This window comes from Alkalihalobacillus sp. NPDC127517 (assembly GCF_050276055.1).
Lineage (GTDB): Bacteria > Bacillota > Bacilli > Bacillales > Bacillaceae_D > Alkalicoccobacillus.
The window spans coordinates 118,886-143,517 of the sequence record NZ_JBNNQX010000006.1; the positions used below are offsets into that span (position 1 = coordinate 118,886).

At 39.0% G+C, this 24,632-nt stretch carries 25 protein-coding genes; 6 read left to right on the top strand and 19 right to left on the bottom strand.

Annotation, left to right across the window (positions count from 1 at the left end; translation table 11 throughout):
• Nucleotides 1-82 precede the first annotated feature (82 nt).
• Entirely contained in the window at nt 83-1,576 is a 1,494-nt protein-coding gene (locus tag ACQKKO_RS09625) for a peptide MFS transporter (RefSeq protein ID WP_498646600.1), read from the top strand.
• A 45-nt stretch (nt 1,577-1,621) separates the two neighbouring features.
• Here the strand turns inward: ACQKKO_RS09625 and rlmN are convergent, their stop codons facing one another.
• Both rlmN and ACQKKO_RS09635 read right to left on the bottom strand, forming a co-directional pair.
• Nucleotides 1,622-2,692 carry a dual-specificity RNA methyltransferase RlmN gene (rlmN, locus tag ACQKKO_RS09630; RefSeq protein ID WP_498646602.1) on the bottom strand — a complete coding sequence of 357 codons (1,071 nt, stop codon included), beginning with the start codon at nt 2,690-2,692 and terminating at the stop codon, nt 1,622-1,624.
• Nucleotides 2,693-2,823: 131 nt separating this feature from the next.
• On the bottom strand, nt 2,824-3,144 hold the full coding sequence (locus tag ACQKKO_RS09635) for an antibiotic biosynthesis monooxygenase family protein (RefSeq protein WP_498646603.1): 321 nt from the start codon (nt 3,142-3,144) through the stop codon (nt 2,824-2,826).
• Nucleotides 3,145-3,285: 141 nt separating this feature from the next.
• Here ACQKKO_RS09635 and ACQKKO_RS09640 point away from each other — a divergent pair, with 141 nt between their 5' ends.
• Nucleotides 3,286-4,236 carry a nucleoside recognition domain-containing protein gene (locus tag ACQKKO_RS09640; protein WP_498646605.1) on the top strand — a complete coding sequence of 317 codons (951 nt, stop codon included), beginning with the start codon at nt 3,286-3,288 and terminating at the stop codon, nt 4,234-4,236.
• A gap of 39 nt (nt 4,237-4,275) precedes the next feature.
• On the opposite strand, the gene ACQKKO_RS09645 is transcribed toward ACQKKO_RS09640, so the two are convergent.
• From ACQKKO_RS09645 to ACQKKO_RS09660, 4 genes are all read right to left on the bottom strand, one after another.
• Complete coding sequence (locus ACQKKO_RS09645; protein WP_498646607.1) at nt 4,276-5,211, bottom strand: NADP-dependent oxidoreductase; 936 nt, start codon at nt 5,209-5,211, stop codon at nt 4,276-4,278.
• A gap of 70 nt (nt 5,212-5,281) precedes the next feature.
• A complete protein-coding gene (locus ACQKKO_RS09650; protein WP_498646609.1) occupies nt 5,282-7,324 on the bottom strand; it encodes a Na+/H+ antiporter in 2,043 nt (680 codons plus the stop codon).
• A gap of 132 nt (nt 7,325-7,456) precedes the next feature.
• Nucleotides 7,457-8,818, bottom strand: coding sequence for an FAD-dependent oxidoreductase (locus ACQKKO_RS09655; RefSeq protein ID WP_498646610.1), 1,362 nt, complete (start codon nt 8,816-8,818; stop codon nt 7,457-7,459).
• 198 nt (nt 8,819-9,016) lie between these two features.
• Nucleotides 9,017-9,574 carry a helix-turn-helix domain-containing protein gene (locus ACQKKO_RS09660; RefSeq protein WP_498646612.1) on the bottom strand — a complete coding sequence of 186 codons (558 nt, stop codon included), beginning with the start codon at nt 9,572-9,574 and terminating at the stop codon, nt 9,017-9,019.
• Between the two features lie 136 nt (nt 9,575-9,710).
• Here ACQKKO_RS09660 and ACQKKO_RS09665 point away from each other — a divergent pair, with 136 nt between their 5' ends.
• Both ACQKKO_RS09665 and ACQKKO_RS09670 read left to right on the top strand, forming a co-directional pair.
• Complete coding sequence (locus ACQKKO_RS09665) at nt 9,711-10,436, top strand: AzlC family ABC transporter permease (protein ID WP_498646614.1); 726 nt, start codon at nt 9,711-9,713, stop codon at nt 10,434-10,436.
• Nucleotides 10,433-10,750, top strand: coding sequence for an AzlD domain-containing protein (locus tag ACQKKO_RS09670; RefSeq protein WP_498646616.1), 318 nt, complete (start codon nt 10,433-10,435; stop codon nt 10,748-10,750). Before ACQKKO_RS09665 ends, ACQKKO_RS09670 begins: the two co-directional genes overlap by 4 nt.
• On the opposite strand, the gene ACQKKO_RS09675 is transcribed toward ACQKKO_RS09670, so the two are convergent.
• The 5 genes from ACQKKO_RS09675 to ACQKKO_RS09695 all read right to left on the bottom strand — a co-directional run bounded on the left by ACQKKO_RS09675 (nt 10,739) and on the right by ACQKKO_RS09695 (nt 15,017).
• Entirely contained in the window at nt 10,739-11,533 is a 795-nt protein-coding gene (locus ACQKKO_RS09675; protein ID WP_498646618.1) for a GNAT family N-acetyltransferase, read from the bottom strand. The two genes, ACQKKO_RS09670 and ACQKKO_RS09675, sit on opposite strands and share 12 nt — an antisense overlap.
• A gap of 102 nt (nt 11,534-11,635) precedes the next feature.
• A complete protein-coding gene (gene brnQ, locus ACQKKO_RS09680; protein ID WP_498646620.1) occupies nt 11,636-12,973 on the bottom strand; it encodes a branched-chain amino acid transport system II carrier protein in 1,338 nt (445 codons plus the stop codon).
• A 325-nt stretch (nt 12,974-13,298) separates the two neighbouring features.
• Entirely contained in the window at nt 13,299-14,207 is a 909-nt protein-coding gene (locus ACQKKO_RS09685) for a manganese catalase family protein (RefSeq protein ID WP_498646622.1), read from the bottom strand.
• A gap of 126 nt (nt 14,208-14,333) precedes the next feature.
• A complete protein-coding gene (locus ACQKKO_RS09690) occupies nt 14,334-14,804 on the bottom strand; it encodes an 8-oxo-dGTP diphosphatase (RefSeq protein WP_498646624.1) in 471 nt (156 codons plus the stop codon).
• Nucleotides 14,805-14,840: 36 nt separating this feature from the next.
• A complete protein-coding gene (locus tag ACQKKO_RS09695; RefSeq protein WP_498646626.1) occupies nt 14,841-15,017 on the bottom strand; it encodes a hypothetical protein in 177 nt (58 codons plus the stop codon).
• 293 nt (nt 15,018-15,310) lie between these two features.
• Here ACQKKO_RS09695 and ACQKKO_RS09700 point away from each other — a divergent pair, with 293 nt between their 5' ends.
• The gene (locus ACQKKO_RS09700; protein ID WP_498646628.1) at nt 15,311-16,522 is read left to right on the top strand and encodes a GNAT family N-acetyltransferase; all 1,212 of its coding nucleotides are present in this window, start codon (nt 15,311-15,313) and stop codon (nt 16,520-16,522) included.
• A gap of 184 nt (nt 16,523-16,706) precedes the next feature.
• On the opposite strand, the gene ACQKKO_RS09705 is transcribed toward ACQKKO_RS09700, so the two are convergent.
• A complete protein-coding gene (locus tag ACQKKO_RS09705; protein WP_498646630.1) occupies nt 16,707-17,099 on the bottom strand; it encodes a Rossmann-fold NAD(P)-binding domain-containing protein in 393 nt (130 codons plus the stop codon).
• A gap of 121 nt (nt 17,100-17,220) precedes the next feature.
• Here ACQKKO_RS09705 and ACQKKO_RS09710 point away from each other — a divergent pair, with 121 nt between their 5' ends.
• Nucleotides 17,221-17,520 carry a hypothetical protein gene (locus ACQKKO_RS09710; RefSeq protein ID WP_498646632.1) on the top strand — a complete coding sequence of 100 codons (300 nt, stop codon included), beginning with the start codon at nt 17,221-17,223 and terminating at the stop codon, nt 17,518-17,520.
• A gap of 471 nt (nt 17,521-17,991) precedes the next feature.
• Here the strand turns inward: ACQKKO_RS09710 and ACQKKO_RS09715 are convergent, their stop codons facing one another.
• The 7 genes from ACQKKO_RS09715 to nasC form a co-directional block, all read right to left on the bottom strand.
• Entirely contained in the window at nt 17,992-18,744 is a 753-nt protein-coding gene (locus ACQKKO_RS09715; protein ID WP_498646634.1) for a phosphotransferase family protein, read from the bottom strand.
• A 40-nt stretch (nt 18,745-18,784) separates the two neighbouring features.
• On the bottom strand, nt 18,785-19,228 hold the full coding sequence (locus ACQKKO_RS09720) for a pyridoxamine 5'-phosphate oxidase family protein (protein WP_498646636.1): 444 nt from the start codon (nt 19,226-19,228) through the stop codon (nt 18,785-18,787).
• 22 nt (nt 19,229-19,250) lie between these two features.
• Nucleotides 19,251-19,673, bottom strand: coding sequence for an HIT family protein (locus tag ACQKKO_RS09725; protein WP_498646638.1), 423 nt, complete (start codon nt 19,671-19,673; stop codon nt 19,251-19,253).
• Nucleotides 19,673-20,254, bottom strand: a complete 582-nt coding sequence (locus ACQKKO_RS09730; RefSeq protein ID WP_498646640.1) for a DEAD/DEAH box helicase family protein — start codon at nt 20,252-20,254, stop codon at nt 19,673-19,675. The genes ACQKKO_RS09725 and ACQKKO_RS09730 overlap by 1 nt, the downstream gene beginning before the upstream one ends.
• A gap of 408 nt (nt 20,255-20,662) precedes the next feature.
• Nucleotides 20,663-21,058, bottom strand: coding sequence for a PH domain-containing protein (locus ACQKKO_RS09735; protein ID WP_498646642.1), 396 nt, complete (start codon nt 21,056-21,058; stop codon nt 20,663-20,665).
• 180 nt (nt 21,059-21,238) lie between these two features.
• Nucleotides 21,239-22,453 (bottom strand): nitrate/nitrite transporter, encoded by a 1,215-nt coding sequence (locus ACQKKO_RS09740; RefSeq protein ID WP_498646644.1) that lies wholly within the window; start codon nt 22,451-22,453, stop codon nt 21,239-21,241.
• 20 nt (nt 22,454-22,473) lie between these two features.
• On the bottom strand, nt 22,474-24,618 hold the full coding sequence (gene nasC / locus ACQKKO_RS09745; RefSeq protein ID WP_498646646.1) for an assimilatory nitrate reductase catalytic subunit NasC: 2,145 nt from the start codon (nt 24,616-24,618) through the stop codon (nt 22,474-22,476).
• Between the last annotated feature and the right edge of the window lie 14 nt (nt 24,619-24,632).

A 24,632-nucleotide genomic window follows, 5' to 3' on the forward strand; every position in this document is an offset into this window, starting at 1 on the left:
TTGCTTTTTACTGACTATTATTACTTTTGACAAATACCTTATAAAAGGAGTATTATTTCAAAATACTAAAGGAGTGTATAACATGTCACAATTGGATAAACAAAAAGTGATTGAAAGTGTTCCTCAAAGAGGTTTTTTTGGTCACCCAAAAGGATTATTCACTTTATTCTTCACTGAATTTTGGGAACGGTTCTCTTATTATGGAATGAGAGCTATTCTTTTGTTCTATATGTACTATGAGGTTTCCAAGGGTGGCTTAGGCTTACCTGAAAATCTAGCACTCGCTATTATGTCTATCTATGGGTCACTTGTTTATATGTCAGGAATCATCGGAGGCTGGCTAGCTGACCGGGTCTTTGGTACGTCAAAAGCCGTTTTCTACGGTGGGGTCTTTATCATGTTTGGGCATATCGTTCTCGCCATCCCAGGTAATGTCCCATTATTTTTTACCTCTATGGTATTGATTGTTCTTGGAACAGGACTACTCAAACCAAACGTTTCCAGCGTGGTAGGAGATCTATATAGTGAAGCAGATAACCGGCGTGATGCAGGATTCAGTATCTTTTATATGGGTATAAATCTTGGTGGGTTGATTTCTCCACTTATTGTAGGGACTGTGGGAACAGAAGTAGACTTTCATCTTGGATTCTCATTAGCAGCCTTCGGGATGTTTATTGGTCTTCTTACCTTTTTACTAACTCGCAAAAAGAACCTTGGACTTGCTGGGACATACCCACTGAACCCGTTAAATACTACCGAGAAGAAGCGCCTTAGTGTCATTTTTACAGTAGCGGCTATAATTATTGCACTATTCGTAGCATTTGGTCTCTATACGAATGTTCTTACACTTTCTGTGTTCATTGGGCTGATTGGTATCCTCGGATTTGTCATTCCGACTATTTACTTTGTAGTGATGTATCGCAGCAATAAAACATCACCCAAGGAGAAATCAAGAATTCTCGCGTATATTCCGTTATTTCTTGCAGCGGTTATGTTCTGGGCGATCCAAGAGCAAGGCTCAACCATACTTGCAAGCTATGCAGATAAACGAACAGAATTAAGTATTGCTGGAATCTCTCTTTCACCAGCTTTATTTCAATCGTTAAATCCACTTTTTGTTATTTTATTAGCACCTGTATTTGCCTGGCTTTGGGTGAAGCTAGGGGCAAAACAGCCATCTATTCCAAGAAAGTTTTCATTTGGTCTTTTGTTTGCAGGACTCTCTTTTCTCGTAATGTTGATCCCTGCCTATCTTTCTGGTGGTACAGGCTTAGTCAGTCCGCTCTGGTTAGTTCTTAGTTACTTTATCGTAGTACTTGGTGAGCTATGTCTCTCCCCTGTAGGACTTTCTGCAACAACAAAGCTTGCTCCAGCTGCTTTCTCAGCTCAGACAATGAGCCTTTGGTTCTTATCAAATGCGGCAGGACAAGCAGTAAACGCGCAAATTGTTCAGTTTTATCGTATTGAAACGGAGATCGTATATTTTGGAGTCATTGGGGGCCTAGCCATCGTGCTTGGTATCATCCTCTATCTACTAACTCCATTTATTCGTAAATTCATGCAAGGTGTACATTAATAAAAAAAAGCGCCATCCATTACCGGACGGCGCTTTTTTTTGATCTTATTTTACTTTTTCTTTTTTCTTCTCTTGCTTACTTCTTAACTGACCACAAGCTGCGTCAATATCTGCCCCTTGCTCAAGACGAACACCACAGTTGATTCCCTTTTTCTTTAATGTATCAAAGAACTCAGAGATTGCTTCTGGCGTACTGCGTTGATAGTCCCCATGCTCATCTACCGGATTGTAAGGAATAAGGTTCACATATGACAGGTGACGCTTATCGCCAATTAATTCAGCTAGTTGAAGAGCCTCTGCCTTATGGTCATTTACATCACGAATTAAGATATACTCGTACGTGACACGACGATTTGTTTTTTCAAGGTAGTAATCAATCGAATCCATCAGCTTCTCAATTGGGAAGGCTTTATTAATCTTCATGATTTTTGTACGTAGTTCATTGTTCGGTGCATGAAGTGATACAGCTAGGTTCACTTGAAGTTTAAGATCTGCAAATTCATAGATCTTGTTAGCAAGTCCACTTGTTGAAACCGTAATATGACGAGCTCCAATTGCCAGTCCTTTATGATCCTTCACTATTTCAAGGAAGTCTACTGTGTTTTGGAAGTTGTCGAATGGCTCACCAATACCCATCACGACGATATGGCTTACTCGTTCATCCTGCCCTTTCGTATCAAGGTGCAGTTGGACATTCATTATTTGTTCAACGATTTCACCGCTCGTTAAATCACGGTTTTTCGTTAGAAGTCCACTTGCACAGAAGCTACATCCAATGTTACAGCCTACTTGAGTTGTTACACAGACAGACAGACCGTACTTGTGTCTCATTAAAACCGTTTCAATTAAATTACCATCCTGTAAGCGGAATAGGAACTTAATTGTGCCGTCTTTTGATTCTTGACGCACGTGTTCTGTAAGCGTTTGGATAGAGAAGTTCTCTTCAAGTACATCAATACATTCTTTATTAACATTGTTCATCTCAGAAAATTGAGTGACACGCTTTCTGTACAACCAATCCCACACTTGAGACGCGCGAAATTTTTTGTGCCCGTGTTCCAATAACCACTCCGTTAACTGATCTAATGTTAATCCATAGATGGATGGTTTATTCATTATATACCCTCATTTCAGTTCTCATTTACACATTCTATTTTAACAATCACTACATATCATCGTAACAACCATTTATTATAGCACGCCTATAAGGAAAAATCCAGAAGCACGAAGGCTTCTGGATACATTTTTTATGAATTGTTTTCAGAATGACTTGAGTGAGCCACTGTATAGGCTTGTAATTCATTTGTAGGGGCAGCAGGCTTTTCCCCACTTCCTTTTTGTTGATGCGCTCGTTTAAACGAATCGCTCTCAAGCCAATTTTCGTAGTCTTTTTTTGATTCCCATTTTGTGAATACCACTTGTTTTCCATCTTCCTTCTCATTATCTAAGAACAGAAATTCTACACAACCTGGTACACGTTTCATATTTTCTGCTGACTTTCCAAAACGCTCTGTCAGTGTCGCTTTTCTTTCACTTGGGACATGTAGTTCATTCATAACAACGTACATCCATCCTCACCCTTTCAACTTTTACTATCTTAACTATAAATGGTTTCGTCCCAAAAAGAAAAGTGATTATTTTGTGATTTATTTCAATCATATCATGTATAATGAGTTTGGTAGATTAACGTACGGAAGGATAGGATTGTTATGATTAAAAGAGGGCTTTTGTCTGGCCTAGCAACTACTTGGACGTTGAGTAAGGTTATTTTTCCAATCACTTTATTTATTACGATTCTTGGTTACACACCCGTTCTTCATTGGCTTGCTACCCTAATCTCACCACTCATGGGTATGATCGGATTAACTGGTGAGGCCGCCATTCCACTTGTTGTCGGGAACGCTCTAAATCTCTATGCTGGGATCGGTGCCATTCTTAGTTTAGATTTAACTGTAAAAGAAGTGTTTATTTTAGCCATTATGCTTTCATTCTCTCACAATTTATTTGTTGAGTCTGCTGTAGCTGCTAAGGTTGGGTTACGAATTCCCATTATCATTGCTGTAAGGGTTGGGCTTGCCTTAGTATCAGCTTTTGTGATCAATCTTATTTGGCAAGGAGGGAGCGAGCAAGCGGTGTACGGGTTTGGTGCCACAGCGGCACCAATTACAGCTGAACCTTCTGGCTGGCTGGCAATCCTGGGTGAAGGGGTGCTTGCTGGAATAACAGGAATTGCACAGCTTGCCCTTATTGTGATTCCTCTCATGCTTATTGTTCAGATCATGCGCGAGAAAAATTGGCTTAAGCTGATCGCGAATGGTCTAGCTCCCCTTACTAAACTAATCGGAGTTGACAAGAATACATCAGTCACATTAGCTTCTGGTCTGTCGATCGGACTTGCGTATGGTGCTGGCGTAATGATTGACGCGGTGAAAGAAGATAAAGTGAAGAAAAAAGATCTGTACATTGTCTTTATCTTTTTAGTGGCTTGTCATGCCGTTGTAGAGGATACATTAGTCTTTTTAATTTTAGGTATTCCCGTTTGGCCGCTTCTTGTCATTCGGTTAACCGCGGCATTAGTGTTAACGATTGCGATTTCTCGTATCTGGAACTCATATGATAAAAAACGATCAAAGCACCACAAAGAATCTTTTGCACATTAAAAAAGGTAGAGCGCGTCAGGCGCTCTACCTTTTTCTTATTTAAAACGTAATCACAATCTTTCCGACTGCATGATGTGTTTCACTTAGCGCATGAGCATCGTAAATGCCTTGTCTACTAAATGGGAATGTGGAACCAACAATTGATTTTACTTTTTTCTCATCCAGTAAATCAGCTATTTTTTGTAGCTGCTCGCCATCTGGCTGAAGCCAAATCCCTTTTGCTGTTACGTGATGGGCAGCCGCCGCATCATGATCTGGTTCTCCTACAATCGTAATGAGTTTGCCTGAATTTGGTTTAAGGACTTTGTAACTTTTCTCAGCCACTTCTCCGCCCATTGTATCAAACACAAGATCGACATTTGATACAACCTCTTCAAAGTTTTCATTCTTGTAATCAATGACTTGATCAGCACCTAACGAGTAAAGAAGCTCATGATTCTTTTCACTCGCTGTTGTGATTACTTTTGCTCCAGCATATTTAGCTAGTTGGATCGCGTAAATTCCTACACCACCTGCACCAGCATGAATCAGAACCGTTTCTCCTTCTGACAACGAGCCATGAGTAAACAGTGCCTGCCATGCAGTTAATCCAGCAAGTGGAACAGCAGCTGCTTCTTCATACGAAACAGAATCAGGGATGGATGCGAGCAAATGCTCGTCCACAGCGGTGTATTCGGCATATGTGCCAAATCGAGTGGTTTCAGGTCTAGCAAAGACTTTGTCTCCAACCTTCCACTTTGTCACTTGATCTCCAACTTCAGTAATGACACCAGCTGCATCCCAACCTAGAATGATGGGGAACTCCCAATCAAACATTCCTTTTAAATAGCCTTCTCTAAGCTTCCAGTCAATCGGGTTAATGGATGTAGCTTTTAGCTCGACAATCACCTGGTTCTTTTCAGGAAGTGGATTTTGTACTTCCTGTTCTACAAGTTTGTCTTTACTTCCATATTCATTAATAACAACAGCTTTCATAATTGAAAACACTCCTTTTACACGTGAACTATACATACTATTCCCGTTTCACCTAAAAACAAGCCTGTTTTTAATGATTGGCTGGAGTTTGTGCGTTTTCAGCAACAGCTGCTTCCACATAATTTAAATATCTTCTTAACTGCTGAGTTGTTTCTCTAGATGTACTATTTTCCTGAAAAAGCTCTTGAGTAAAACGTCTCATTTCTTCCATTACTTGATAATGAAGATCTAATACTTGATGTTCTAACACAGGATCAAGATCCGTTTCACTCATTCGAATCAACACTTTTTCATAAAGGGGAATTAACCTTGAACAAGCAACGTAGCTCTCTTCAGATTTTAACCCTTTCTGTAATTCGAATATGATTTCCGCATAGATCTCGCTCATAATCGCTCGAACTTGTTTCGTATCTTTTTGACCTAGATTATTTCTTTTTGTCCCTGGAAATACTCGCTGAGCCAAGCCCTTAAGTCGAATGGCAAATAATGAAAGTCCTGATTTATTTCTTAGTAGTTCTTCAACCATTTGCAAACGTAATTGCAAGTACTCAACAACTGGTTCACTTAATTCGTCATTTTTCTTAAGCTCTTTCACCAGCAAATTACGCTCAACCTGAAAGGCTTTTAAGCGAATTTGATGTTCTTTTTTATTTCGGCTAAATTCTCTTGGCCCTAAACTTCCATACATCATATCACCTGAAGTCACTGAATACTCCTTTGATAATCTTCGGATTGCTAAACGGTTCTCACTTGTACGAAGCTTTTGAAGGTAGGCTTTTCCTTCATCCCATGCACGGTTTGCAGCATCTTCAAAACTTAACTGCTTTTGGTCCACCATATTTCCTGCTGTTTGCTTGGAAAGTACCGGGAGGAAAACACTTGCAATGATTAGTGTTAGTAAAATAGTTCCCGCAGCTAAAAAGATAATGAGATCTCTCTCAGGAAATGGTGCCCCACCTGAAATCACAAAAGGAATCGAAAATGCACCAGCTAATGTAACGGCACCACGAACACCTGAAACGGTAAGTGTGGCAATTGCACGGTATTTCGGTAAGTCACTCTCTTTGAACGTAATAAGGGGTTTGATCTTTTTCCAAAAAGCCGTTAACCAGATAAAGCGTAATGCTAACAGAACTAGCGTAATGGCAAAGATGTATCCTAATACTTGTCCGTTTGCCAAGTTCGGATCCTCAATAATGACACGACTCGCATCAGGAACCTGGAGTCCAAGCAGAACAAAAACAAGACCATTTAAAATATATAAGATGACGGACCATGTATTATCCGAAACCTTTTGAAGTTCAAGCGTACGGGATTCAGACCTCTCTCTTTCAACAGCATGAATGACACCTGCTGCCACAACGGCTAAAATCCCTGAAAAGCCTAGCTCCTCAGCTAAGATATAAATAATAAAAGGTGTCATGATTTGGATGAGCATATGTACTGTAATATCCTCTAGGCCAAACCGACGTAATAATACTTTAATCCAGATAATGAAAAGCGCAAGCACTGCACCTGAGACAAGTCCTCCTATTGAAATCAGAAGAAAGCTTCCTGTAGCCTGGTAGATAGAGAAGAAGCCTGTCACCGTAGCTGCTACAGCAAATTTAAAAGCAACTAATCCTGACGCATCATTCATAAGGCCTTCGCCTTCGAGCAGTCTCATAATTCCTTTAGGCATCTGCATTCGACTTGCAATGGAACCAACGGCTACTACATCTGTTGGTGATAATATGGCAGCAAGGGCAAAAGCAGCTGGAAGCGGGATCGCTGGAATTAAAAAGTGGATAAAGGTTCCTCCCACAATAACTGTGGCAAACACCAGTCCAAGAGCTAATAAAAGGATAGGTCTTCTTAATTTCCATAATTCATCTCGGGGCGTCACTTTTCCATCATTAAATAATAGTGGCGCAATAAATAAAACAAAAAACAATTCGGGCTCAAGCGGTATATGTAATCCCGAAGGACTAATCGAAATGATCACACCAATTGCTATTTGAACCAGAGGAAGCGGAACCGCGGGAACAAACCGTTGAATAACATTCGATAATCCAATAATAAAAAATAACAATAAGACCGTAAACATGACATCCATTTCAATCCAACCCTTCACATAGGAACAATCATCACACTACGTAGTATGAGACAAAATTAATCCTATCATAAATCTGTTTTTAATTCCTTTTGTCTTGCTTTGAATAAATAAAAAAGCAAAGCCCCTATATGGAACTTTGCTTTCATGTATTTATACAAGCACAACAGCATTACTTTCTTGCTCTAACGCTTGTAACGCGGCTTTATTCAGGTAATTCCATGGTTGATTGTAATGAGGCTGGAAGAAGAAATCAACAAAGGCAAGATCCTCAATCGTCATATTCTGCTGAATGCAAGCAGATAACGTATTCATTGCTTGAGTTAGGTCTACTTTGGACATAATCTGCGCTCCAACTAATCGAAGTGTTTCAGCTTCATATACAAGTTTTAACTTTACATGTTCAGCTGTTGGCATAAAATTAGGGCGATATGCTTCATCGATTGTGATTGTTTTCACATTCAATCCAAAAAAGAAAGCATTGGCCTCAGTTATTCCCGTTGAAGCCATATTCAGATCATATAGCTTTAATCCTGAGGTCCCTTGTGTTCCGCGATACTTAATCGCTGGACCATCTATATTTTTAGCCACTAATGTACCCATTCTCACTGCATTTGTTGCAAGTGGAATGTAAGCATGTGTCTTTGCAGGGTTATAATACACTGCACAACTATCCCCTGCCCCGTAAATATCCGCGTGGCTTGTTTGCATATAATCATTCACGATTAAGGCGCCATTAGGCAACATGTCTACTTTACCTTTTAGTAAATCTGTTTGCGGCTTAAAGCCAACACATAATAACACAAGATCAGCTTCATATGTTGCCTCAGATGTAATAACTTTTTGGACTTGTCCTTCCGCATCTCCAACAAATTGTTTGACTGTTTCATTTAAAGCAAGCTTCACTCCATGCTCAAGTAGTTCTTGTTCAACAACTTCGGTAAATTCCGCATCCAAATATTTATTTAATACTCGATCCGCACCTTCAATAAAGGTTACATGCTTTCCGTACGCTTCAAATGCCTCTACTAACTCAACACCGATATAGCCAGCACCAATGACTGCAATGTTTGTGGCTCTTTCAGCTTTTTTAATGATTTCTTTTGCTTGATGATAATTTTTTGCAAGCTGAATATTTTGTAAACCTACTCCAGTAATAGCTGGAACAATTGGAGAAGAGCCTGTTGCCATTACTAGTTTATCAAAGTAATCTTCCATAATACGATTTGATTCTAAATCACGCACTTGCACCTTTTTCGCTTGTGTATCAATGTCTAGTACCTCATGCTTCATCTTCATCGTTACTCCAAGTTTTTTAAGCTCTTCCGGAGAAGAATAGAAAAGATCGTCCGCTTGTTTCACCACACCACCAACATGGAGTGCAATTCCACATGATAAAAATGATACATTATCATTTCGTTCATATACAATGACCTCAGCATCAGGGTGAAGCTTCTTCATATTCGTAACAGCTGCCGTTCCAGCATGTGTGCATCCAATGACAAGTACTCTCATTTTCCATTCCTCCAATAATTTAATTATGTGAAATGATTCACATAAGATTGATCAGTATTTCACAAAAGAGAATTTATATGCTCTTCTGTGTGCTTCTGTTTATAGATTATCATATTGTGAAATGTTGAGCAAGTGTTTGTTTTTAAATTTTCGATGTGACCAAAAAAACTCTGCCTTCTTTTTAGCAGAGTTTTCTATCTACATATTCGGATAATAGATCGTCATACTTAATTTAGCTATCGCATCACCAGTATTTAAATATGTATGAGGACGATCTGCCCTAAACCGAATGGAGTCACCCGTTCGTAAAACGTACGTCTGCTCATCCACAGTTATCGTTGTTTCTCCTTCGTAAACCGTGATGTACTCCTCCGTACCATCCTTGTGAGCTGCTGATACGTTTTTCCCACCTCTATCTATTTCAAGACGATACACTTCAAATCGCTTCTCTTCGTGGAAAGGAAAGATTGGGAATACTCGATACCGTCCTTCATCCTCCGTCGCCATTCTCACGTCTTCTCTTAAAATAACTTTACTTTCAGGCTGCGGGTTATCAATTAAGGAGGAAAAAGATACTTTAAGTCCGTTTGCAATTTTCCAGATGGTTGTAATGGTTGGGCTTGAATCACCGCGTTCAATTTGACCAATCATCGTTTTACTGACTCCGCTTAATTGTGAGAGTTTCTCTAAACTTAATTTCTCTTTCTCCCTCATTTTCTTTAAATTTCTTGCAAGAATGAATTGGATTTCCTCCATTTTTTCTCCTTTCAATCTATACAATATAACGTTCATTGTGTATGATATATAGAACGGTCGTTATCTTATCCTTTATGATCATTATACTATACGAATGTTCAAATTCACACCTAGGATCGTTAGAAAGGAAGTAGACATGGCTATAGAAAAAGCACCTCCTTATTTACTTGAGTCTAACTCCTATATACAAGGTGTCAAAGACTGTATTCCCACATTATTTGGTTACATGAGTGTCGGGCTGGCGTTTGGGATTGTCGGCACAGCTTCCGGCTTAAATGTCTGGCAGCTGGCCTTCTTATCGTTATTTGTTTATGCCGGAGCAGCCCAATTCATTATTTGTGCATTGATTGTCGCACAAGCTCCGATCTCTGCCATTATTCTTACAACCTTCATCGTAAATTTAAGGCACTTACTATTATGTTTAACATTGGCCCCTCATTTCAGGGAGCACTCATTATTAAAAAATATCGGAATTGGCGCATTGATTACGGATGAAACGTTTGGCGTTGCATCAACAAAGGCTGCCAAGGATTACTCTTTGCAAGACAAGTGGATGAATGGCTTAAACATAACAGCTTATTTATGCTGGACAGTAGTAACAATCATCGGAGCGCTGTTTGGTCAATGGATTACAAACCCAGAAGCTCTCGGATTAGATTTTGCGCTAGCTGCCATGTTTGTAGCTCTACTTATTCTTCAGTTAGGAACAGTAACTCAAACAAAGTTTATTCATTATGTAAAGGTTATTCTATGTGTAGTGGTTTTAATGATTGGACTCAGTCTGTTTATTCCCTCTCACATTGCCGTTCTTTTATCAACAATTATTGCAGCTACAATTGGGGTGGTGACTGAACCGACATGAGTACTTACTTTTTTTGGATTCTCGTCGGTGCACTTGTCACACTGCTGCCTAGAGTTCTGCCATTTATATTAGTTCGGCAGTTCCAGCTACCAGATCCTTTTTTACGGTGGCTTACCTACATCCCTGTATGTATTTTAACTGCTTTGGTTATGGATGACCTACTCCTTGAAAGTGAAATGGGTGCTATCCATATCAATCCGTCGGCCGTTATGGCACTAATTCCTACGCTTATAGTGGCACTCACTACAAAAAGCCTATCTCTTACTGTGCTCACAGGTGTTGTCGCTATGGCGCTTATTCGATTATTTGTATAGTACTCTCCATTTACATACTTCAACCATTCCTATCTTTTTGTAGAGAGACCGAGCGTTAGGATTGTTGTAAAATAAATAGGGGACCCTTCCTTCTTTTAAAAGCTGTAAGCACAACTGAACCAACAGCTCACCCGCGAATCCCCTCCCACGATGGAGGGGATTCGTGTACACTCCCGTTATAATTGCACTTTGTTTATATTCCGAGATGGTTGATGCAGTAGCAACCATTTCTCCATTTATCATAAGACAACAGGTTCTTGTTGTGTCGTCTTTTACTGAGTGAAGCTGCTCAGAAATATAAGTCAACTTATTAGCTGGGAGTACAAACTTGAATTCAGCTGTAGATGACAACAAATCGTACAGTTGACTCCAATCCTCCGGCGAGCAAATCGCGTGATGTTGCCCTTTTTTATACGTAGCATCAACTAATACATGTTGAATATATCCTAAATAACTACTCACATCTTTTTTAAAATTGAAGGCTTTATTAAATGGTTCGATCATATCGTGTACTCCGGAAATCTTTGCAAATGTTGCCGTAGAAATAAGTTGTTTATAATTATCCAGGTCTCTCTTCACTTCTGAAAAATAACTGATATTATGGCCATTATGCATTAGAATCGAAACAAGAATGCCTTGTTCAAACTCTCCATACACCTTCAACTTTTCACCACCATACCTATTGACTAAAAGTTCATTTAGTAAAAAACCAAAATCAAGTTCCTTCCCATGAAATAATGTTAAAACGTGATCATGATCCTCTTCATACAGTTGCCTCAGCATGTTAACTCCACTTCCCCTCTTACATGGATTCTGTAGATATAGCCTCTTTCCTGCACAAAAAAGAATCATCTCATACTAGAAATGATTCTACTTTTGACTAATTTAATTTTCAACTAGTTGTTTTTGTCCACCTGCAAGGAAGCTCACAACATATCCAACAATTCCTCCAACAATCGCAGGTATTACCCAGCCTAGACCTAGACTATAGAATGGAAGGAAGTTCTCAAAGAATCGGTGTATAAACGAAATAGACAAACCGACCTGTTCAAACCCTTCGAATATGCTCACAATTAAAGTGAATAGAATAGTTCCTTGATACACTAAACGACTTCCTTTAAATAATGGATGTAAAAAGGTTAAAAAGATTAGCACGATTGCCACCGGATAAATCACAGTCATCACTGGCACTGAGATAGAAATTAATTGTGTTAACCCTACATTTGCTACAACCATACTAAAAGCTGATAAAATCACTGCAAATTGCTTATATGATATAGAGGGAATTAGCTTATGAAAATAAGTAGAGCATGACGTAATTAAACCAACACTTGTCGTTAAACAAGCGACTGTAATCATCAAACCAAGTAAGATCGCACCGTATTCACCAAAATAGATAGATGACACTTGCGCTAAAATAGATCCACCATTATCAGCATATCCAATAGTCTCAACACTTGACGCGCCAAGGAATGAGAATGAAGTATAGAGGATAATTAAAATGACAGCAGCAATTCCTGCAGCTTTTAAACAAACCGCCATCATCTGCTTCTTTGTACTAGCCCCTTTTTGTTTAATTGCTTGAATAATCATAATTCCAAAAACGAAGGAGGCTAACGTATCCATGGTCAGGTACCCTTCTTGGAAACCTTTGAAGAAAGGTTGTGTAATATATGGACCTACTGGAGCTTGAAAGCTTCCCAGTGGATTAACAACCGCAACAATGACTAATATACCGATAAAAAGCAATTTAATAGGAGTCAGAATTTTACCGACTATATCAATAATTTTATCTGGGTTTAGAGAAACCAAACAAGTTAAACCAAAGAATAAAAGCGTAAACACCATCAGACCTATACTTGCCATACTTTCAGGCAAATAAGGTTTCAAACCAACCTCAAATGAAACTCCACCAGTTCTCGGTATTGCGAAAAAAGGTCCAATTGATAAATAAAGGATCGTGGTAAAGATCAACGCAAACGTCGGATGAATCCGACTTGCTAATGCTTGAAGATCTTCTTTACCTGAAAAGCCAAAAGCTAGTACACCCAACAATGGAAGCCCCACGCCAGTCACTAAAAATCCAGCATTGGCTGTCCATAAAGATTCACCAGCTGCCTGACCAAGCATGGCTGGAAAAATCAAATTTCCTGCGCCGAAAAATAATGCAAATAACATCATACCAATGACAATCGTAAATGAAAATGGAACTTTATTAGACACCAAAAAAACTCCCAATCTTATACTATTCGACAATCTTCGTAAGCTTGTCCGCCAATCAGTATAAAAGAAATTCAGACTAATTGCTACATTTAAAAAGTTTCCAACAGATTTGAGATTTTATACCATTGATTTATATCTCGTTAAACACGAACATTAAAATAGGTGAATTGTGGTTGGTCCCTTTACAAATTCATTAATACCATAATCTATTCATTTTTTCGTTTAATAAGAAACACGAAACCCGGATGTTCTCTTGCGAGAATCATCCGGGTTTCGTGTTTACAGTCATTTTTTATTTATTTTTCAGCAAAAATATTGAAAGCCCTTACCTAATTCCTGCTTCATATTGCAGTCGTTTCGATAATTCTCTAAACTGCTCTTCATCAAACCCTGGGGCAAACTCTTCCGGTACTTCATCCAAATCTGGTATCTCAGCGCCTTCCGGAGTTCCATCCACAACTTCCAATTGCCCCTCTGGACCAATCGGGGTAGGACCCGTCCAAATTCGGTCTAATAATTTATAATCATCATCACTAAAGCGATAAAGCTTGCGGTGTTCACCTAGTGCCTCGTATTTTCTTGCGTGATCAAACTTACTGTTATCGAGATTTGGAACAGGAAGCATTTTCATCATGTTAACCCCTGTTACTTCTTCGAGGGCTCTCGCATATGCTACAGCATGAACACTTCCTCGAACCAATAAGTACCCAACGAGTTCTCTCGCAGTCTCGTTCTCCGTCATTTGATACACACGCATCTTATGCGTTCTCGCTCCACATTCCAGGTAAAAATTGTGCAACAAATCATTTACAAGATTCCCACTTGAGAAAACATTGTCTCCCGTCCACGGCTTACCAGTAGAATCCGCCGGAATCGCATTTTGTCCACCGAGTACAAAATTAAACTTGTTTCCAAGCCCTAGGGCAGCTCCAAGTGGAGTGTCATCCGGATTTGTACTACCGTTTCCAACAGAGCCACCAAGACATAGATTGATCGTATTGGATACAAGCTCAACATGTCCGAACTCCTCTGCTGTAATACTCGCAATTAATTCATAGAAAGGTCTTAGTTTCTTCTTACTTCTGAAGTTAAACGATTGAAACATGTAATTGTTCAGCGTCGACATCTCACCAAATCTTCCACCTAACAGTTCTTGTACGACCCCTGCTGATTCCGGGTCCGGCTGATCCAGTTTTGGCAAATCAATCTGAAGTTTGTCAATTCGTTTGAACAAATAAAAACCTCCTATAAAATAGAATCTCTTCTCCTCTTCCCGTTCTCCTCTACTTGAAACGCGAATGTTCAGACAACTATCAAAAAAGAAGAACATCTTTGTCAGACATTCCCCGGAGCATGTTACTTATAGCGATTTTATCGTTTCTTTCTCAACTTCATTTGTCTCTTCATTGTATATGGAATGAATTTCAAAAGTCCCTGGTTTAAAAAACAGCTCTAGCCTACGCCTAAACCACCATTGCATCGGTAAGTTTAAGGCTTCTTCAATCGAAACCCAATGTAATTCTCCTTCGGGTGGATTCTTAAGCAACTCACCTTCAAAGGATGTGGCGAGATAATTAAAAACCATGTAACGTGTTCCTTTATCCGGATCTGAATGCTCTTCAAGACCCTTGTATTCTAAATCACGAACGCATAATCCTGTTTCTTCCCAGACCTCGCGAATCGTTCCCTCGGTTAAACTCTCTGGAAAATCAACCTTCCCACCTGGTCCTATGTAACCTGAAAACCCCAATTTATCTGGACGATTGATTAGAAGGATTTCTTTTTTCTCATTTTGAATGATACATAATGTGTAGAGCTTTATTTCAGACATTTCTTCACCATACTTTACACGTTTTATCCTTAAATTTTAATGTTCCCAGTCTTCTAAAATACTCCAATTCATATAAGGCTGATCATTTACTTTACACATAGATCCAACGTAAATGGATTCAGTTTGTTGGTGCACTTTGTAATAATCAATTAGCTCCCTTGTAGTCTCGGATACCTGGTTTTTATCGAGATTAGAGAGAGACACCCATTCCACGGTTCCCTCTTCGCTACTTGCTAGAGGCAAATGGTTAGAAACTCTTCCGAAAAAGACGTGCTGAACTCTTAGATTATGTAATCCTTTGCCATTGATCTCAGGTTCATGGATTACTCATCTCCTAATTTGTGAGAGATCATTCTTTTTTAGTATTCGACAAAATCTATGTTATTCCTCTTTACCCTTGCAACCTCGTCTAATAATGTTGTTCCTGTATTCCATCCATTCAAAAGGATTTTTGTTACATTTTATGTTACATTAAATGAAACGGATAAAAAAGGACAGTGAAATGTATGTCAAAGCAGGAGATAAAGCGTTCGTTGGATATTCGATCACTCGGTGTTCAACACGTGGACCAATCTGCCGAATTATTAACCTATGTCTTTCAAGTAACAAATCAGGATCTCGCTCAAATTCAAGGACAAAACCCGATGCAATGGAAAAAACCTGTACTTGAGCAGTGTGATGGCATTGGATGGTTTGCTGAAGATAAGCTAGTCTCACAATTAGTCGTCTATCCTTTCCATGTGAATATTCACGGAAAAGCGTTTAAAATGGGTGGAGTGACTGGAGTTGGCACGTATCCTGAGTACGCAGGACTTGGCCTCATGAATGATTTAATGAAACAAGGGCTTAAAAACATGAGAGATGCCGGACAACACATTTCGTATCTCTTCCCTTACTCGATTCCTTACTACAGAAAAAAGGGTTGGGAAATCATTTCTGATGTGATTACTTACAAAGTGAGAGATACACAGATTCCAAAGCCTTATGAAGTATCAGGACGTATGGAACGAGTGAAGTGGGATCACTCGGATATCAAACAAGCATATGATGATTTCTCACGAAAAGAAAATGCAGCAATGATCCGGAACGAATTAGCTTGGGATGAGCATTTTCGTTGGGAACGCGAGGAACTCTCTGCTTGTGTCTACTACAACGAACATCACGAACCTACGGGATACATGTACTACAAGGTGGAGAATGAAACCTTTTATGTACGTGAAATGATCTTTAATAATGAAGATGCAAGAAGAGGATTGTGGAACTTTATTGGAGCGCACTTCTCGATGGTTTATTATGTTGAAGGAAAAATCTTTCAAAACGAACCCCTGTCCTTCTTCCTAGAGGATGGTGAAATTGAAGAAAAGATCTCTCCTTACTATATGGCAAGAATTGTTGATGCGAAGGAGTTCTTATTAGAGTTCCCATTCGCGAATCAACCTAAATCTGGCTTCACCCTTGAATTAACAGATCCAATTCTTGAATGGAACAACGGAACGTTTTCATTTGAGTGGAACAAGGAAAATAAATTCACTGAGGCAAAAGATCAACAGGAGCATGTTGTTAAAACAGATATTCAAACGTTGTGTACGATGCTACTGAACTATAAAAAAGCCTCCCACTTAAAAGAGGTTGGGCGTCTCTCTGCTTCAGAAGAAACCATCCACTTCTTAGAACAGATCATTCCAAATAATGAGCCTTGGTTCTCAGATTACTTTTAAATCATTAAAGCATTTGCTTTGATGATTTTTTTCTATATTATGGACGCTTATCCCATGGAGACAGCACTCCAATAGTTGTTGATTCTGCATCTTGTTGGATCGCTTTAATGACCCCTTTTGAGATTTCTGAGTGAGTCAGCCATCTCGAGTGTGTCCCGTTATAGTGAAAACCTAAGATTACTTCTCAGTATAAACAGCTTGGTGGCATAGGTACGGAGTCATTTTTTAATGCATGAGCGCTTCCTTTTATATGAAATAAACGAAAAAGGACCTGCTGATTTTGATCGATTTTATTTAAAACAGATGGAAGTGCACCAGGAGCTGTTCCACTATGTACCCAAGCAATGATGAAGTCAATGGGTGCTCTTGTAAGAATTTGCTCAAGAGTATTCGTAAGTTTCTCAGTGTCTTGGTAATCTACTTCATAAAAAGTAAATTGGGATGTATGATTGTTAATTAAATCATGAGCCTTCCTTTTATCACGACCAAGAACACTTAACTGTTCAAAATGCTCATCCAACCAAATTGTAGATTCTGTTAGCATTCCCGTTCCACCGATGCTCAGAACATGTGTCATTCACGAACCTCCTTTCAAAATTTGCTTTTTAAAACAATCGCTTTTTACCTACTTTTCTTTATACTTATCTCTATTCGACAAACACTGCATTGCTCCTTCCGTTATAATAAGTGGAACAATTGTGGAGGTGAATCGTATCTTTTACAAATTTTCAATACCGATCGGCTTTTGTTTAATGCTCACGGCTTTTTCGCTTATTATGACTTGGTATGTAGGGACAGAATTACGTTTTGATTTACAAAGGGTTGACGAAATGATTGCTCCAAGTGAAGTTTCACATTTGGAGTACATTAACTACGCATTTGATCGTCACTTTTTCCCCTACCCTTTTTTATTTACTAGTGCGAGTTTAGTAACTACCGGCTTACTCCTTCTTGCCTTACTTGTTTACATAAGAACGCAAAGAAAAGTAGCTGGATGATTGAAGCAAATCAATCTACTAGCTACTTTTCTTTGCATACCAAATGATTAAGAAGGGTTTTATCTAATTACATAAGAATCAATTTCAATTATTTTTGACTTTGATCCGGCACTCTTAAAGAGGAAGGTTGTTGAAAAATAGATTTCATTCGTATCTTTCAACGTAACGGTTCCATTTACAGATCCTAGTTTTCCGTGTGTAATCATTGTTTTTAGAGTCAGTGTATCAATTTTTTCTAACGAGAACGACTTAATCTTATTTACAACGCTGTCCTTCCCTTGTAACTGACTATCACCTATTAAATTCCACCGAACCTCTTCAGCAATGCCTTCAATAAAGAACTCTAGATTCCCTTCAATTAATGACTGTTAGAATTCCTTTAATCTCATTATTTTAGGAGAATTCCCACAATCTTTTGGATAGATGAATGAACTTCCTATTTGGTCGTTTGACATATACTTTCTCTCCTTTTTACGAAAGAAATGACTCTACATAGTGTACCAATCGCTTTGAATCTTCGGTCTGCACATGTTCAGATAAGCGAGCTGCCGCAATAATTGGTAGCCATAGCAGAACTCCCTCTTTAGTCTTACCACTTCGATTACAATAAATCTCTAGGTATAATTCGGCCAGCTCCGTTGAATGCTGTGCATATAAAAGATACGTACGGCATACATCAGCGCGAACATCTCCTATGGAAGCATCAACCCAATCGATCGTTGCAATCCCTCTTGTAGGGGTTTGTATTAGATTAAACAAATGAAAATCCCCATGACAAAGCCTATCTCCTAGATAAATAGAGTTCATAAGTAAGAGGCATTCTTCTTTTTGGTTTGTACTTAGTAAGGAAGCCTCATAAACTTGTCTCGTTAGCTTTTCAGTCATGTTTTCTAAGGAGTTAGAGATTGAAACCTGATGAATTGCCATTTGAACGTCAACAGACTGTTCAATAAAACGTCTTACCTGTTCACCGTTTTCTTCAAAGAGGTCACCAACTGTTTTCCCTTCTATGAACTCCATAATTATCGAATGTCTACCTTCTACTTCGATTAAATCGATCACTTCAGGTACAAAAAGACCCGTTTTGTGCACAATCCTTTGCTTGTTCGCTTCATATTCTACATACCTTTTATCGAGACCAGGATTAAATACCTTAATCATTTGACCATTTACTTTATACATGGTTGCGGTGTTTCCTGATGCGATCGGTTCTCCTAGGTTCATTGTTTGCTCCTTCACTTACCTCGTAATACGGTATATGAAATTATTTAATGAGTTGATACGATTGGTCTCTTACTACAACCGAGTTCGGTACAAAACAAATGAGTAACCAGTCAGAATCACCTAGAACCGCTTTAAATCTAGGATCCCAATGTTTTTCTTGCCCCATGTATTTTGTAAATAACCTCTTGATTATGTCCTCCTGATGAGACTGGAGCTCTGCTTTTCCACGTAACCCTACGTGCTGGACAAATCCAGTTTCCTTGTTGTAATCCACAATGCCTATGGCACAATTTGCTTCATGTTCAATCCGTTTTATAAACGAATTAGACTGGTAGCTACCCAAAACCCATATCCTCTCATTCTCCCACAAGAACCATACCGGTGAATCACGCGGCTCATTCTTCTCTACCGTGGATAGATGAGCAAAGAGTGGTCGAGATAGAATCTCTTCAAACAATTCTTTTGAGCCAGTTACTAGATTCATTTAAAGATCATACCCCCAGCAATTAAATTTGTCTTAACGCATTCGTTAATTGGTTTTTTACTGTTACAAATTGCTGTTTAAGATGTTCATTATTAAACGACTCCTCTGTATAAAACGTAGCAAACGATTGATCTTTAAAACGTGGAACAACATGCAAATGAAAATGTGTCAATTCGCTAAATACGCCACCATTTTGACAAATCGTTATGCCATCAGGCTGGTATAAGGATTTTAAAACTTTAGAAAGATTCATAGATGCTTTTAAGATGGATTGAGCAGTGATCTCATCTAATTCATCTAACTCTTCAATATGTTTCTTTGGAAGAATTAGTGTGTGCCCTGCATTAAATGGATCATAATCTAAGAAGCAACTAATTAAATCGCTTTCATAAATTAAATGGATGGGTTCCTCTTTATTTGCTAATCGGCAGCCTAAACAGTTCATTAGGTACGCTCCGCTTTTAAATACATTTGATTCTCCATAATGATCTTCCGAGCTGCCTCTTTAGCACTCAAATGTGTTACATCCAAGCGAAAATAATAAGGTTCCTTTATCTCACCCGGTAACGAGTTCAGCCGATGTTTTTGATTGCTTGTTAAAAGCTCTTCTTCACTTTGCTTTAGATCTCTTTTTGAAGGCTTTTTAGCCAAACGATTCTCTGATTGGTTCCGTCGTAAGCGTTCATCGAGTGTAGTTTCAAGCTCTACAAACAAAACGTCAACTCCAGAATCCGTAAAAATACGTTTAAAACGCTCTACTTCTTTTGAATCTTCCTTATGATCGAGCGCCCATACAAATGTAAATATCAATCCATCATTATCACTTTGAGCAACCATCTCACGAAAGATATCTTTCCTTAATTGATTGGACAGCTCAAACGTTTTCTTAGTCCAACCTAAAAAGGGAGCAATAACATCTAGAGTCATATGATTAAATAACAACGGAAGTTTCAGTTCCTTTGATAAAATTTCACCAATCGTCATTTTACCAACAGCTTGTGGGCCAAATAAAAAAATTACTTTCAACTGTCTCCCCTCCACAACGTTAATGTATAATGTATAATCTATATATTACCATTTATAAAGTTATTTATGGGAATTAGTCCATGGTTTTGATAGTAGGATTTAAAAAAACTGTTCTTTTAGGAAGACACGAAGTCCTTACGAGAAGTGATGATTTATCAGCGGAATAGTGGTTTTGATGGGGTATGTTTTTATTTTTAAGTTATTTTCTTCGTTATCTTTTCTAACAATCCAGTTTGAGTCATGTAATTCAAGACTTGCATTGATAATACTAGACCAAGTAATACACATACTGGAAGTTCGATAGGAAAACCAACAATATCATGCAGAAATAAAGGAACGAGATATCCACCTACCACTCCAAAAAACATAAATGCAATCATTAAAAAAAGTTTTTCATCCTATCGCTCCCTACATTTCTTTTATGTTAATTATATGATCTCTACTTCTACTTTTTAAGACTTCTATAAAATCATCCATATTTTCAGGTGCAATAATGATTGTTTTATACGGTTTATATTGAATGACATAACTATCAAAAGTGAGTGCGGCACTTGCGAGTAATGGATGACTATTTTTTTCGATGAATTCAATCTCGTTTATGTTCATTGTTTTTTGAAATGGTCCCTGCTTAATAACCAATTGTTCTTCATTGATTAGATATGAGGTACCAAACCAACACCATAATCCAAACACACTGATTGGAATGAGAATAATTGAATTTATAATAATAGCGACTAAATCTGCTTCAAAATAAAACGGAAAGATCAAACCAAATAAGAGGCAAAATAAGCTTATTGGTAACAATATGAGGCCATACCATATATCTTTTTTTGATTTATATTTCATAGGAATCAACCTTTCTTTTTATAACTAAAAGAAGAGTCTAAAGCTTAGATCTAGAGAAGATCTTCTACAAAACCTCTCTTAAATCCTTTTAAATGGCAACCATTCTTCACCATTCCGTACTCTAGACTCTCCTATTGGTTATACTTGAATGGCTTTTTTGTTTGCCTTTGCAACCTTCCACTGCTTTCTCCACGATGCCTGCGCAAAGGCTAGAATACCTACAGCTAACAGTGTGACCATCGCAAATACGATAAATCCACTTGCGTACGTACCGGTTAGATCTCTTAAAATCCCTAAAATATTTGGCAGGAAGAATCCACCGATCCCTCCAGCTGCTCCCACAATTCCTGTGACCATACCGATCTCTTTCTGAAAACGTTGAGGGACCAGTTGGAACACCGCGCCATTCCCCATACCAAGGCAACCCATTCCAACAAAAAGGGCAATCGTTACAAATAAAAGAGGTGGCAAAGTACTTACGGTCAGCATACAGATTGTCATCCCTACAAACAAAAAGTAAAGTAATTTTGCCCCACCAATTTTGTCAGCAATGAACCCTCCTACTGGCCTTAGAAAACTGCCTGCTGCAACAACAATTGTTACAAATTCTCCTGCTCTTACTGGCGATAAGGTGTATTGACTAACAAAAAAGTAGCTAAGGAAACTCGATAACCCAACAAATCCTCCAAAGGTCACGCTATAAAGTAAACAGAAAAACCATGTATCACGTTCTTTAAAAACCGCAAAGTATTCTTTTAACGGTTTTGGTTTTGGTTGGTTTGGTGGTTCCTTTGCCATGAGCGTGTAGGAAAGTAACACAAGTGAGAGCGGAATTAATGCCAGACCCATCACTCCGTTCCAGCCAACCATTTCGGCGAGTCTTGGACCAAAGAGTGTGGCAAGTAAGGTTCCACTATTACCTGCTCCAGCAATCCCCATCGCAAGTCCCTGTAATTCTGGAGGATACCAACGACTTGCCATTGGAAGAGAAGCTGAGAAACTCGCACCCGCTACCCCTAATAGAATTCCAATGAGATAAAGCTCAGCAATCGTTGTCCCTAAAAGCCAGCCCCAAAGCAATGGAATCATCGTGACAATCATTCCGCCAATGCTAGTTTTCTTAGGGCCAAATCGATCGGTTAATACACCCATAATTATACGGAACACAGAGCCTGTAAGGATGGGAATGGCAACGATTAAGCCAAGTTGAGAGGCAGAAAGTCCAAAATCGTTTGTAATGTATACACCTAATGCCCCAAGCATAACCCAAATCATAAAGCTGACATCAAAATATAAAAAAGCAGAAAACAACGAAGGGGCATGGCCACTCTTTTTTAAGTCTGATAGTTTCATCTCTCTCACTCCTAGTATTGTTAGCTATGATTATTTAGAGGTTCTACTTGAACAGCACTCACCTTAAAACCTGGCATTCGGCATGTCGGATCAAGCTTGTCTTCCACAAGTCGATTAACGTTTTGTGCTTCATCCCAATGAAAAGGTACAAAGACTGTATCTTTACGAATGGTCGTGGTCCATTTACTCCTGACTACAATAGAGCCTCTTCTTGAAGCGATTCGCACAAGTGACTGATCTGTAATATTCATGTGTTTTGCTGTTTCCGGGTGAATTTCCATAAATGATTCAAAATGCCTTGCTGCAAGCGATGAACTTTTTCTTGTTTGTACCCCTGTCAAATAATGAGCCATGACTCTACCTGTTGTTAAATAAAGTGGATACTCCGCGCAGGGCTTTTCTTTTACGATCCTTGGTTCATTTGGTACAACCACCATCACAGCTTTTCCATCAGGGTGAGCGAATGACTCTTCAAACAATCTCCCTGTGCCAGGATGGTCTTGAGAAGGACAAGGCCAAAGAATTCCTTCATTACCACGTAACCTGTCATACGTAATGCCAGAGTAATCTGCAATGCCTCCTTTGCTTGCTAGCCTTAACTCATTAAAAATATCTTCGGCACAGGAATAAGAGAAATAGCGTTCCTTGCCCAGAGCTTTAGCTACATCACAAATAATTTGCCAATCATGCCTCGCTTCACCTGGTGCTGATTTTGCTGCTTCTCGTAAAGTGACTCTCCCTTCTAAGTTAGTCATAGTTCCTTCGTCTTCAAGATAAGACGTAGTTGGTAAGATCACATCCGCAAGCTTAGCCGTTTCCGACATAAATAGGTCAACTGCTACGAGAAAGTCTAGCTTTTTTAATGCCTTCTTTACGAATCTGGCATTCGGATTGGAGACAATTGGATTCGAGCATAAGAGAAATAGTCCTTTAATCTCGCCTTGATCCATTTTCTGAATCATTTCAAAGGCTGACACCCCTTTTCTAGGGAGGTCACCTGCCTCCACTCCCCACACATCGGCAACATAGGCTCGGTGTTCTTCATTTTCAATGGATCTGTACCCTGGCAATTGATCAGCTTTTTGACCATGCTCTCTTGCGCCCTGACCATTACTCTGACCTGTAATAGCGCCGTAGCCACAGCCTTGTTTTCCAATCTTGCCTGTTGCAATCAGAATGTTAAGAAAGTTCCGCACAGCTATAGATCCGTCTGTTTGTTGCTCCACTCCCCTTGCTGTTAAAATCATACCTGTTGCTTTTTCGGCAAATGTTACGGAAGCACGATACAAATCCTTCGTGGCAATCCCTGTCCTTTCACAAATGTCATCTAACGATAGGTCTTTTAAATGTTGCTGCACTTCCGCAAACCCATTAGACCTACTCTGTATAAACGCATCGTCAATTAATTGCTCTTCAACGATGATCTTAAGTAATCCATTTGCAAGAGCTGCGTCTGTTCCAGGTTTGAGCTTTAAATGTAAGTCAGCAAGCTTTGTTGTTGCCGTTTCACGTGGGTCAATGGCTATAATAAAGGCTCCATTTTCTTTTGCCTGCTCAAAATAAGGCATGATTGTTGGCTGACATTCAGCAATATTTGTTCCAGCTAAGATGATGCATTCTGCATACATGACTTCTTCCAGTCGATTGGTTAAGCCCCGGTCCATCCCAAACGTTTGCGCACCTGCTGAGGCAGCGGCAGACATACATAACCGACCATTGTAATCAATGTATTTTGTTTGAAGTGCCACCCTTGCGAACTTGCCCATTAGATATGCTTCTTCATTTGTGATTGAAGCACTGCCATACACAGACATTGCGTTCTTTCCATGGTTGTTTTGAATTTCCTGTATTTTTTGCGTGATATAGCGAAGCGCCTCATTCCAGCTTACCTCAATAAATTCACCATCTTTTTTAAGTAAAGGATGCGTAATTCGATCCGCATGAAATGTGTGCTGATGGGCATTTAACCCTTTTATACAGAGCCGTCCTTTTGAAGTTGGATTCATTAGACCAACCGTTCGATAAGACTTTCTAGTTACACTCGTTTGTTCAACTAATTGCATTTTGCATTGAACACTACAAAAGGGGCATTGTGTTGGATACACCTTTTCCTTTTGAGTTTGTTTCTGTTTCTCTCGAAAGTAGCTTAATAACATATCTGCCACTCTAACCACTCCCA